Genomic DNA, 12,786 nt, shown 5'->3' with positions numbered 1-12,786 from the left:
CTGGGCAATTTTTAACTTCCAACAAAAACTTATCAATTCACAACTGATAACTGATAACTGATTTAAAAAAGCGCAGGACAGGCTACAGTTGTTGTGGTATTGCGTTGAGGAATATTACCTGTAGGGTCATAGGCTGTCAGAACCACCTCACCTTTTTTGTTAAATATCCATCCTTGCGCAGGCATCATATCATGCCCACCAATGGGAAAAGTTTTTGGTTGATTAATGTTTGCACTCTGAGAATTTTCTCCAGAAGTAACAGGCTTGACTAAATCAACCTGGATGTTGTTACCAGTCAGAGTTTCATTAGGACTAGGTGGGAAACCACCCCGTCCTGTGACGATAAATTCACTACCTATACCTCTTTGACAAGGATTTTGGGCAATTTGATCTCTGGGGTCTGGTAAATTATTTGGTAATTCGACTAATGCTTGACTAGGATCAACATCTATGGTGTTTAACTGCACAGTACCACTCAAGCTGGCATTTTGTCGGGAAATAGCTGTGATATCACTCGTAGGTTGCTTTCTTGGGTCTAAATCTTGAGGACGTAACCTCTCCCAATCTTGACGAGTGCGTACAAATAGCCCAAAGATACCATTAGAGTTAATGACAACTTTTCCTCCCTGACCTTGGTCAGCATTAGCTATGATGTCGTTGTTACCAAAAGGTTGGGCAACTATAAAGCCTCGGTTCTTCGTGAGAGTGTTAATGTAAATATTGCCACCATTGCCATTAATAGCCTCAGTAGAAATCACACTTTCACCACTCATCAGTAAATAATCTTGCACATCAAGATAGATATCACCACCATTACCAGAACTGGCTTGTGCTGTTATACCTCCTTGATTTTCCAGACGAATAGTATCAGATGTGACTCTGACTTCACCTGCATTCCCAGTACCTTGACCATCAACGTTGATTTTCGCCTGATCTCGAATAGTTAACTTGGGAGTTTTCAGGATCACAGTGCCACCGTTACCTGTTGCCCCATCGCCAACAACACTAGAGATAGCACTGCCTTCTCCACTCAATTCTGTAGATTCAGAGGCTGTAATATCTAATGTCCCTGCTTGACTTTGGCTAAACGTACCTGTAACTAGCTGTCCTCCATCTGTGATTTTTAGCCGTCGTGTTTCCAGGGTTAACTTCGTACCTGGGCCTGTACTACTAGCTTGGGCGATCGTACCAATGGCAGTGGGAACAGGTGGTAGTGTTTCATCTATAACTACACTGCCTTGTATTTCTACCAAATCAGATGCTTTTGCCACAACATTCCCAGCAGCGCCTGCGCCATAGGTGTCAGCACCAATTTGCGCTCCACCACTAGCGATGATGCGTTTGGCTTGAATGCTTAAATTGCTACCAGTACCAGAACTTTCAGGCGAGACAGCAGTGTATATGGTACTGGGAACTGAATCATTGGTCGAGATGCCACTTACTTCCAAGGTGTCAGCAGCATTAACGTTGACGGTTCCTCCCGGTTGAGAACCCGTGAAAGCAAAAATAGCAGATCCATCGGTAAGTTTGATATTTCTCCCTTGTACTTGAATCTCTCCAGCACCTGCATCACTACTACTATCTATTGATGCTTTTTTAGTTAGGGAAATGTCTCGGAAGCCTGACACATTTGTGTATCCTAGTTGCCAGCCTTTATCTATAGGAGTGATACTGACAAAACTGGAACTATCGACACTTCCAACTTCAATTCTGCCGCCATCTGCGAGGAGATTTCCTCCTTCTAAATTGACATCACCCCCCACAAGGGCAAGAGTTTTACCGGGTTGCACTGCTAAACCTGGAGGAGTTGGGTTTCTGGTAAATTCTAAAAATTCTGGATTGAACTGGAGATTATTACCTGTTCCTTGAACAGTCATAGTTCCCGGATTATCCCGAAAGCGCAAGCCGATGGGAATGTTGACAGTCAACTGTGGTGGTGGTTGTGGGTTGCTGGCGCTAAATTCAAAGTTATTGTCAAACACAAAACTATCAGCAGTAGTTGCCAAAAATGAACCACCCAAATCCAGAGTTGCATTTGCCCCAAAGAAAATTCCCTTGGGATTAAGCAAGAAAAGATTAGCGTTACCTAAAACACCAAGTTTCCCCAGAATATTTGAGGGATTACCACCTGTGACTCTGGTGAGGATATTGGTAATCCCGTTGGGATTGGAAAAATAAGCTCCCCTACCTTCACCAACGTTAAAATCTTGGAAAGAATGAAATAAATTAGAGCCACGAGTTGTACCACCTGAGATGCGATCGCTTGGTAGATTATTAATCACATCTGGATTGACTACAGAAGTTTCCGCACCTAAACTATTATCTGGAATGATTTGTGCTGTAGCTTCACCTACAAACGACAAAATAATGAAAGTAGGCAAAAATAAAGCTACGTAATTTCCGAATAAATAATATTTTGTACATAGCATAGTAGAAGCCTTCTTATTTCAGGATATTGATAAATGTGTTATTGGTGATTATTGCTAATCAATTAGGTAATTGATAACTGATAACTGATAACTGATGACTGTTCACTGAAGAACAAGCCCCAGTCGCTTGAGAAGTACGTCCCAAACTAGAAGCCGTAGGATCATAGGCTGTCAAAACGACTTCACCTTTTTTGTTAAATACCCATCCTTGAGCGGGGACAATATTTCTGGTGGTAGGCTGAATCAGCTGCGATTGTTTGATAGTCAGATTTGGGGAATTACTATTACTAGCAACAGGTTCCACCAAATCAACGTGAATATTATCACCGCTCAAGTCATTGTTCGGGCTGGATGGCAAGCCACCCCGTCCAGTGACAATAAATGAACTACCCGAACCTTTCTGACAAGGATTTTCGGCAATTTGATCTGTAGGATCTGTAAAATTTTCTGGTAATTCAACTAATCCCTGACTGGGGTCTACATCTGCGGTGTCGATTTCAACAGTACCACTGAAATCAGGCCCTAAATCAGAAGAGGCAGTAATATCGCTTTCTGGTGTGCGTTGCGATCGAAACTTAGTACCAAAAATGCTTGCGGCTTTAATAATTACTCTGCCTCCAAAGCTTTCTTCAGCATTAGCACTGATATCACTATTTTCTAGGGCAACTAAATTACCAGTTTGAATGTTGATATTACCACCTGTCGCTGTACCTGTGGCGTTTGTTGTGATGTTGCTGTTGCGGCGTAAGAATAAATCGCGGGAGCGAAGGTTAATATTACCTTGACCACCTTTAGTCTCGGCTGTAATTAATGCACCATTGTCTAACTCAATATCTTTGGCGGTTGTAACTTCTATGTTACCTGCTTGCTGATTTTCAACATCACTTCTGGTACTTAGTCGAGCGCCATCAAGCACCAATGAATTAGCATTGACTTTAATGTTGCCTGCATCTCCCTGTCCAAAAGTACTGGAACTAAGCTCAGAGCCTTTAGCTAGAGAAAGCAATCCTGTAGTAATATTGATATCTCCTGCATTTCCCTGACCGTAAGTAGAAGAGTTTATAATTGTCCCCTCTTTGAGCAAAAGCAACCCCGCAGAGATACTAATATCTCCTCCCTCTCCTACCGCTTTCGGTTCGACTGTGGTAGTAATTTGACTGGGAACTTTACGACCATGACCAATAGAACGTTCACCTTCAAGAATTACAGAATCACGAGCTTCAATGATAATATTGCCTGCATTCCCTCGGTTTTCTGTATCAGCAATTAGTGCTGCGCCATCCTTAAGTATGAGGGAGCCTGTTGTAATTTTTATATCGCCACTATTACCTACACCCCTTCCCTCAGAGACTTTGCTGTTAATAAAAGAATTTGATAAATAAACTTGATTTTGAGCGTTTATAAATATATTCCCTGCATTTCCTCTTCCCCTTGTGTTGCTGTCTAGTTCAGCACCATTAGTAAGGAATAGAGAGCCAGTGGTAACATCAATTCCACCACTATTACCTCTACCTCTATCTAGTACAGTAGTCAGGATACTACTAGGAAATCTACCTTCACTACGTCCATCGAAAGAAACGGTATCACGAGCTACAATCTTTACCGTTCCAGAATTTCCCCGCCCTTCTACACCAGATTGTATTTGAGCGCCATTGGTGACAAAAAGGGAACCTGTGTTAATATTTATGCCCGCAGTATCACCAACAGCACCGAAAAATACGTTGCTGGATATAAGACTATCTTTACCATCCAACGAAACAGTATCATTGGCATTGATATTCACACCACCTCCGTTTCCCCTGCCAAAAGTGCCGGAATCTATTCGGGCCTTATTATTTATAGATAGCGAGCCTGTTGTAATATTTATATTGCTTGCATTTGCTGTTGCTGTTGGGTAGACTTGACTGAACAATCCACTGGGAAAAAATAAACCATCTGAGGAAATGTGATACCCACTCAACTCTAGGGACTCTGAAGCGTTCACCACCAAGTTACCTCCGGATTTCGACCTCAGAGTACTTGCTTCAATCTGGGAACCATCGGTAAGGGTGACGCGCTTACCCCTCACCTGTATATCACCGCCACCTTCCCCACTAGCATCAACTGCTGTTTTTCGCGATAGTTGAATATTGCCAAAGTTTGGCACACCATCATACTCCAAAGAAAATCCTTTATTGGTTGGAGTAAATTTGACGAATCCATCTCCAGCAACACTACCTAATTCTATTTGTCCACCAGCAGTTTTTAATGTTGCCCCTTCTAAATTAACATCACCACCTATCAAAGCTAAGCTTTGATCTGATTGCACTCGTAGCCCATCTGTTGTATCAATTAAATCGGATGTTCGCCTAGTTCCTTGACCTTTTCCTTGAACAGTAATAGTTCCCGGATTATCCCGAAAGCGCAGGCCAATGGGAATTTTGACAGTCAACTGTGGTGGTGCTTGCAGATTACTGGCACTAAATTCAAAGTTATTATCAAACACAAAACTATCGGCGGTAGTTGCCAAAAATGAACCATTCAGATCCAGACTGGCATTTGGCCCGAAGAAAATTCCCTTTGGGTTGAGTAGAAATAGATTGGCGTTACCTAGAACACCAAGTCTCCCTAGAATATTCGAGGGATTACCACCTGTGACTCTGGTGAGGATATTGGCAATACCATTAGGATTGGAAAAATAAGCTCCCCTACCTTCCAACACATTGAATTCTTGAAAAGAGTGAAACAGATTTGACCCACGAATTGCACCACCTGAGATGCGATCGCTCGGTATACCATTAATCACATCTGGATTCACAACAGAATTTTCTGTTCCACCCAGATTGCCATCGGGAACAATCTGTGCTGTGCTTCTACTTAAAGGTGCAAGACTGCTGCAAGTGACTAAGGATAGGCTGAGTACCAGTATCGAAATTGATTTCATGATCAGCCCCACAAATAAATGACTTTTGACTAACTTGAAAGTCACCTCACCCCGGCTACGCCACCCCTCTCCTTACGAAGGAGAGGGGCTTGGGGTGAGGTTTGTCGTACCTGGCGGTGAAACCTTTGTTTTGACCTTTAAAACGGACTGTAATTAATCGAGAAATACAATCCTTGTTCCTGTAATGTCCGGTCTCTGTCATCTACATCGATGAGAGGAAAAGCGTAGTCAATACGGGCGCTGAGTGTGTCACCCATCTGCCATTGCAAACCTAAGCCTGTACCAATCAAGGTATTGGGATCGGGGGTGGAAGTTGAGTTTTCAGAGTTATTCCAGCCAACACCAAAATTGATAAAGGGTACAATTTGCAAAAGTCCTTGAATTTGTCTGGCGCGCAGGATGGGAAATCTCACTTCGGCTGAGGCAAACACGCCGTTATCTGTTAAAAACTCATCTTGTCGATAACCCTTGACAGTTTGCAAGCCTCCCAAGCGAATTTGTTCGATGGGTACAAGAGGTCTAGTTGCTAATTGCATTTCTGAACGCAACACCAGCAAGGTATCTGGGGCTAATAAGCGCACATACTGTCCTTGTCCTCGCCAAGCAAGATAGCGGCTATCTGGGGGATCGCTGTTGACAGTAGCACCAAGCCACCCTACACCAAGGCTAAATTGCGATCGCAATGCAAAGACTTGTTGTGAGTTGCGTTGTGTGTATTCCTGGAAAAACCGGACTGTGGAAAGGCGTGTTCTACCTTCCTCATCTGCACCCGCTGATAAGGGAAATCTTTCTCCCAATAATCTGCTTTCACTTTGCTGTCGGGAAAAAGTTAAACCTAGTGCCAATTCTTGACTGGGATTTTGAATGATTGGCTGCCGTAAATTCAAATCAAAGTAATAATAATCACCTGTGATATCAATCCGATCAAAGGGTGGTTCAACTACCCCTACAGCCGTTCTGCCTGTTGCAAAACCAATGGTACCATTGCGAGGATTAATCGGGAATGTATAACCCACGTCAAAAGCGTTACTACCTTCGCTGTTGATAAATTCAAAGGAAAAGCGATCGCCAAAGCCTAATAAATTACCTTCGCTGAGGCTAACACCCCGACGAAAAGTGCCAACACTCGGATCACCAGCATTATCTGCAAAGATATCTATTCTAAAAGAATCTGCCTCTACAACTCTAACTTCTAATAAGCTTTGATCTGGACGTGAACCTGTAGATAATTCCGCAGAAATATTGGCTATCAAAGGGTCAAGCTGTAATAATTGCAGTGCTTCTAAGAGTTTTTCTCTATTTAAAGGTTTAGAGGTTGCTAGAGCAATGCGACTACGCACATACCCTGGTTTTAACCGCCTCGTACCTGTGACTCTAATATCTTCTACTCCACCTTCAACAATCCGAACCTTAACAACAGCACCTTCTGGTGACAAAGTTTGTTCGGCTGGGATCACCGCGCCGGAATTAATGTATCCCTCCTTGATATATAAGTTAGTAATGTTGTTTTCAACCTGTAAAAGTTCAGCAAAGGTTATCGGTCGGTTAAGAAATTCGGCTGTTTCTTTGCTTAATTGTTCATCACTAAATGCTGTGTTTCCTTCAAACTCGAATCTCTTAATAGTAATAGTTCCGGGAATTTCTGGACGCTGTGGAGATTCGGGTGGTGGAGATGGAGTTTCTTCTAAAGGAGGCGTAGGTGATGGTTGCGGCGTTGGAATTGGCTTTGGTGGTGGTGCAGGAGGAATAGGAGCAGTGGGACTAGGAAGTTGCGATAAGATTAAAATTTTATCCAACTCTCTGTTTTTCTCACTTCCGACTAGTTCATATGAATTAGAAGCATCGGGAGGATATAATTTGAACCCAAAATCAGGATTGAAAGAATAACCTTCGTTGCCAATTTCTGTTTCATGATCCTGCCTGATTTGGCTTTTCACAGCAGCTGTGGTATTTTCTAGCTGGAGTGTGTTGACCTGTGTTTCGTGATTTTCTAAAGAAAAGCGCTCAGGATTGGGAGGCTTAAATGGTAAGTTTCCAGCCGAAGCTTTGACAGCGGAGAAAGCTATTAAAACTTCCAACAAGAAACAAACAGTTAAATTCAGTTTCAAAGTGTGGTGGTGCATTAAAACTTGATTAACTTTTATTAATTAAACTTAAATACCATAGAACATGGTTTGTAGCATAGAGAATTATAATAAAATTTAACGAGGTAGTTTAGGAAGCTAAAAGGAAATATAGGTAGTTATAAGATATTGCTTTAAATGAAGGAATATATATTAAGATGACGGAAGGCAACAACAAGCTATTATGTGGCCGCTACCAAATCATCCAAGAATTAGGCAGGGGAGGCTTTGGAGTAACCTATCTGGCTACAGATACATTCTCTAATGTATTATGTGCAATCAAGAAACTCGACCCTCTCAATGCCGATCTCGAAACAGCTAAAAGATTCTTTCACCGAGAAGTTAATATTTTAAATACTTTACAAACTAACCAGCAAGTTCCTAAGTTTTTTGACTATCTCGAAGAAAACAACAATTATTATATTGTTGAAGAATATATAGAAGGTACATCCCTAGCTGACCTAGTTGGTCAAAAATGGTCAGAACAGACAGTAGTTAATTTCTTGCAACAAATCTTATCAGTATTAGCATATTTACATGCAAAGAATATTATTCATCGTGATGTCAAACCCTCTAATTTGATTATTAGAAAGGGAGATAAGAGATTTGTCTTAATTGATTTTGGCTCTGTCAAAAAACTAGAGAAACAATATCCATCGTTGCAATCCTCAGTCACACAAACAATGATTGGAACTCCTGGATATGCTCCTTCAGAACAAATGGCAGGTAGACCACGTTTTAATAGTGATATCTATGCTTTAGGCTTAACGGCAATTCAACTATTAACTGGGATGCACCCAAGAGAATTAAGATGGGACGAAAAAGATTATATTCTTTTACCTAGCGATATTAAAATTGATGATTCTCTTGCTGTTATTTTAACCAAAATGGTTCATAATAACCCAGATCAGCGCTATCAAACAGTAGATGCTGTGATTGAAGATTTAAATAAGACGAAAATTAGTTCACCACCAACTCAACCACCAACTTACTACTCATCCAATCGTCGAGGGGTGCTTGCCAATACACGATTGATAAAAATTTGGCAAATTCCTATTGTCTTAATATTATTAGCAGGAATAATAGCTTGCATAGAATTTATTCATCCATTTATAAGACCTGTATACTATTTACATGAAGCTAATAATTTGCTTGATGAACGCAAAGGAGATGCAGCTCTAGATAAATTTAATTACCTCAAAGAAATCCAGCCCAACTCCGCTGAAGTTTGGAAAGGACGAGGGGATGCTTTATTTATTTTAGGACGAGATTTCGCGGCATTACAATCTTATAATAAAGCTATTTCTCTCCAGCCAAAAGACCAAAAACTTTTAGTTAAAATTTTAATTAATAAAGGAAAAGTTTTATATAAACAACGAAATTATCAAGAAGCATTAAATATTTATGAAAAAGCACTAAAAATTGATAATAATCCAGAAGCTTTGAGCGGAAAAAGTTTATCTTTATTAGCATTGGGTCAAAAACAAGAAGCTTTGCAGTATTTGGATCAGCTAAAGCAAATTAGACCTGATGATCCGAGAATTTGGCAAGAAATAGGTTTTGCAATCGAACAATCGCAAGGACGACAAGCTGCTAAGGAATACTTTCAAGAAGCTCTTTCATCTTATGATGATATCCTCAGGGTTAAAAAAAATAATCCAATATATTGGACTGATAGAGGTTCAATATTACTTAAACTAAGTCGTCCCCAGGATGCTCTTGATTCTTATGAACAGGCACTCAAACTAGATAATAATTTTTATGAAGCGTTAATTGGTAAAGGTAACGCTTTAAATTTATTAGGAAAACCTAGTGAAGCTCTCTTTGCTTTTAGACAGGCTAGTAAAGTTCGTCCACAAGATTATTTAGTTTGGTTTAATCAAGCAATTTTACTCACACAAACCTTAAGAAATCACGAAGAAGCTATTAAAGCTTTTGATCAAACAATTGCATTGAAAGACGATTTTCATCCAGCATGGGTGGGTAAAGCACTAGCATTATTAGAATTAAAACGCTCTCAAGAAGCTTTAGAAGCTATTGAAAAAGCTAAAGATTTGCAACCAAAAGACCCAGATATTTGGGATATTCGAGGAGAAATTTTAAAGGAGTTAGGAAAACAACAAGAAGCAAATAATTCTTATTTCCAAGCTGAAAGACTTAGGGGTGGGATGCGTTAACTAAAACCTAATCTTAAAGTAAGCGATCGCAATCTCTGCAATAATTCTAGAGAAGAAATATGACGTTGCTGAAATTGGTCATGAATTGTGTTTGTCTACATTTTGTAGTAGCAATGCTACGTCTGGTCACACCCGTAAATTGTAAATTCATATTTTGATTCAGCAACGCCAGAAATATATTATGGATTTGCAGATAATCCAGAGGTAGTTCCCTGTTCCCTCTTCCTCGTTCCCTTTCAAGGGTATGATGCGTAATGAAAGTATGATCTGGCCCAATAGAAATAATGACGCAGACAGTATCAATCAATAATAACCAGCGGTTGCAACTAGAGCCTCTTTCCACACCAGAACGCTTGCTGTTAGGCCCTGGCCCTTCAAATGCTCATCCTGCAGTTCTGCAAGCGATGAACACTCCTCCACTCGGACATCTCGATCCAGCTTTTCTTGCAGTCATGGATGAGATTCAATCGTTGCTGCGTTACGTATGGCAAACAGAAAACCCCCTTACCATCGCTGTTAGTGGTACGGGGACAGCAGCAATGGAAGCAACTATTGCTAATGTCGTAGAACCAGGCGATGTAGTGTTAGTAGGTGTAATTGGTTACTTTGGTAATCGACTTGCAGATATGGCTGGACGCTATGGTGCTGATGTGCGAACCATTACCAAGCCTTGGGGACAAGTCTTTTCCTTGGATGAATTGCACACTGCTGTACAAACTCATCGCCCAACTATTTTGGCTTTAGTTCATGCTGAAACCTCCACCGGCGCGTGTCAACCTCTCGAAGGTGTCGGAGAGTTGTGTCGTGAGTTTGGCTGTTTGCTGCTCATAGATACAGTTACAAGTTTGGGTGGTGTTCCCATCTTTTTGGATGAGTGGGGAGTTGACCTAGCTTATAGCTGTAGCCAAAAAGGCTTGGGTTGTCCACCTGGTGCTTCTCCTTTTACGATGAGTCCCCGCGCAGTTGAGAAATTGCAACAGCGGCGAACAAAAGTGGCTAATTGGTATTTGGATATGACGCTGTTGCATAAATATTGGGGTAGTCAGCGAGTTTATCATCACACCGCACCCATCAATATGTATTATGCACTCCGGGAAGCACTGCGTCTCATTGCCGAAGAGGGAGTGGAAAACAGCTGGCGACGTCATCAAGAAAACGTAGAATATCTCTGGCAGTCATTAGAAGATATTGGATTGTCCTTACATGTACAGCGAGAGTACCGTCTACCCACTCTTACAACAGTCCGCATTCCCGAAGGAGTCGATGGTAAAGCGATCGCACGCCAGTTACTCTTAGAACATAACATTGAGATTGGTGGCGGTCTTGGCGAATTAGCAGGTCAAGTCTGGCGCGTTGGACTGATGGGTTTCAACAGCCGTAAAGAAAATGTAGACCGACTCATAGAAGCTCTGCAACAAGTTTTGCCTAAATAGAATAGGCAGATATGACGAATTTTTGGGGAAAGGGTAAAGGTTTGAAATTTGCTATATCTTCCTTGCCTTACCTTTCCCCTGAGTTAGACTGAAATTAGCAGTGTATCCAGACAGCAAGATAATGGACTGAACACAGCTGCACAGTTACATCAAGATTGCTGAGCCAATAAATCCGAGTATTGATTCATGTTGCATCGCTTCTCAAAACAGGGAATGATTTGTATTACTCAACCAAATCACGCTTGGCTTTCAGGTCAATTAGCGCAAATCTGGGGTAATGAACAGTTTGATGATTTTGTCCACAGAAAAGAAGTTTGTTTTGGTGCAGAACAACATGATATCGGTTGGGTAGTTTGGGAACAATCTCCTACACTTAATCCTCAAACTGGTTATCCCCATCATTTCACGGAACTTCCTACTCAAGAACATAATTAGAAAGTAGTGGTTACAGTTTTTTACATATCTAGCCTCTTTTGCGTTGTTTGATTGGTTTTTTTGCAGTTTTTGATTTACCACGTGTTACCTTCAACTCAGTCTTTGACTGAGGCTGTGGAGGATGATGTTTTGGTGGCCGACATCGTTCACAAAACAAAGGTCTAGAAGGATAGCAAGTGCGTTCAACTACCAGGTTGCATCCTTTACATACAAAACGATAGACTCTTTGCCTAATGATGCGAGTGTGGGCTTTCACAAAAACTTCTTTGCTGTCCACCTGTCTATATCCTTTCAAAAAGAACGAAACTACTATGGCTGATTTATCTGAGATTCTTAGATTACTAGAAGCAGAACGCGATCGCTACATTTTAGAAACTGCTGATTTAGAGCGTCGCCTATCTTTTATTCGCAACCAGATGAATGTTCTAGAAGCTCTTATTTCAGGGTACGCCCTAGAAGAGAAAATGAGTCATCTCCAAAAGAGTTTACCTGAATCATCTACACAAGCATATTTGGAGGGTAACCTTCATTCCCTTGAGGAAGAGGGAGAACCCAAGGCGCTTGAGCAAGAACAAGAATTAGATAATAAGACAAATTCACTCGTAACCACATTGTCATTGTCATCTACCTCAACGTTAAATTCCAAAAATTCTAAATCTACTACTCCCATAACGGAACAACCAGACATTTCCGATATTCCCAAACTGACGACTCCCAGAAAACCTGGAACTTTACCTTTACTACCTGAATTTCAAGAATACTCCATACAAAATGCAATCTTGATTTTGATGCGCCGTCGACCAAACCTACATTTTCATATTGATGCTATTGTACGGGACTTATATGGCGATAAATTAACACCAGAACAGTTAAAAACAGCAAAAACAAATGTTGGTAAAATGCTTTCCACTGGTGTGCAGTCTGGTATGTGGTATCGGGTGTTACAAGGACACGGCGTTTATACATTGAAATATGAAAAAGGAGTTACCAGCAAACCGCTACATAAAAAAAGATGATTTAGTATTAACTCATGCAGCTACTCCAGGTTAGTGCGTAAGCAATGGGCGCTGAATTAAAATAAGAATTTACAATTTACGGGGTGACCAGACGTAGCAATGCTAAGTCTGGTCAAGGATTTGGCATATAACTACAAAATATATACAAACACAATTCATAACCAAATTTAGCAACACCACTTTTTTTATCAAGTTTGCGATCGCTTTAAATGCCTCAAGAGGATCACCTACTGGAACTCCAGTAAATGCA

Annotated in this window: 6 protein-coding genes and 1 pseudogene; 4 read left to right on the top strand and 3 right to left on the bottom strand. The window is 41.0% G+C overall.

Annotation, left to right across the window (positions count from 1 at the left end):
* Positions 1 to 62: 62 nt before the first annotated feature.
* From NIES592_RS19620 to NIES592_RS19610, 3 genes are all read right to left on the bottom strand, one after another.
* Positions 63 to 2,429 (bottom strand): two-partner secretion domain-containing protein, encoded by a 2,367-nt coding sequence (locus tag NIES592_RS19620; RefSeq protein ID WP_073556655.1) that lies wholly within the window; start codon positions 2,427 to 2,429, stop codon positions 63 to 65.
* A 58-nt stretch (positions 2,430 to 2,487) separates the two neighbouring features.
* Positions 2,488 to 5,352: a two-partner secretion domain-containing protein gene (locus tag NIES592_RS19615; RefSeq protein WP_073556700.1), complete on the bottom strand. Its 2,865-nt coding sequence runs from the start codon at positions 5,350 to 5,352 to the stop codon at positions 2,488 to 2,490.
* Between the two features lie 137 nt (positions 5,353 to 5,489).
* Positions 5,490 to 7,475, bottom strand: a complete 1,986-nt coding sequence (locus tag NIES592_RS19610; protein WP_073556654.1) for a ShlB/FhaC/HecB family hemolysin secretion/activation protein — start codon at positions 7,473 to 7,475, stop codon at positions 5,490 to 5,492.
* 158 nt (positions 7,476 to 7,633) lie between these two features.
* Here NIES592_RS19610 and NIES592_RS19605 point away from each other — a divergent pair, with 158 nt between their 5' ends.
* The 4 genes and pseudogenes from NIES592_RS19605 to NIES592_RS19585 all read left to right on the top strand — a co-directional run bounded on the left by NIES592_RS19605 (position 7,634) and on the right by NIES592_RS19585 (position 12,536).
* Positions 7,634 to 9,652 carry a serine/threonine-protein kinase gene (locus NIES592_RS19605; protein ID WP_073556653.1) on the top strand — a complete coding sequence of 673 codons (2,019 nt, stop codon included), beginning with the start codon at positions 7,634 to 7,636 and terminating at the stop codon, positions 9,650 to 9,652.
* Between the two features lie 284 nt (positions 9,653 to 9,936).
* Complete coding sequence (locus NIES592_RS19600; protein WP_073556652.1) at positions 9,937 to 11,085, top strand: alanine--glyoxylate aminotransferase family protein; 1,149 nt, start codon at positions 9,937 to 9,939, stop codon at positions 11,083 to 11,085.
* Positions 11,086 to 11,271: 186 nt separating this feature from the next.
* Positions 11,272 to 11,514, top strand: a pseudogene (locus NIES592_RS19595) (DUF3891 family protein); the annotation flags it as partial.
* 317 nt (positions 11,515 to 11,831) lie between these two features.
* Positions 11,832 to 12,536: a hypothetical protein gene (locus tag NIES592_RS19585; RefSeq protein WP_062249856.1), complete on the top strand. Its 705-nt coding sequence runs from the start codon at positions 11,832 to 11,834 to the stop codon at positions 12,534 to 12,536.
* The last annotated feature ends 250 nt before the right edge of the window (positions 12,537 to 12,786 follow it).

It is taken from the genome of Fischerella major NIES-592 (genome assembly GCF_001904645.1).
Taxonomy (GTDB): Bacteria; Cyanobacteriota; Cyanobacteriia; order Cyanobacteriales; family Nostocaceae; genus Fischerella; species Fischerella thermalis.
This window is presented reverse-complemented; position numbering and strand designations above follow the sequence as displayed.

Excerpts from the sequence above, each read along its gene's own strand:
- NIES592_RS19600 (WP_073556652.1), top strand. The coding sequence starts at position 9,937 with ATGACGCAGACAGTATCAATCAATAATAACCAGCGGTTGCAACTAGAG.
- NIES592_RS19620 (WP_073556655.1), bottom strand. The coding sequence starts at position 2,429 with ATGCTATGTACAAAATATTATTTATTCGGAAATTACGTAGCTTTATTT.
- NIES592_RS19610 (WP_073556654.1), bottom strand. The coding sequence starts at position 7,475 with ATGCACCACCACACTTTGAAACTGAATTTAACTGTTTGTTTCTTGTTG.
- NIES592_RS19615 (WP_073556700.1), bottom strand. The coding sequence starts at position 5,352 with ATGAAATCAATTTCGATACTGGTACTCAGCCTATCCTTAGTCACTTGC.
- NIES592_RS19605 (WP_073556653.1), top strand. The coding sequence starts at position 7,634 with ATGACGGAAGGCAACAACAAGCTATTATGTGGCCGCTACCAAATCATC.
- NIES592_RS19585 (WP_062249856.1), top strand. The coding sequence starts at position 11,832 with ATGGCTGATTTATCTGAGATTCTTAGATTACTAGAAGCAGAACGCGAT.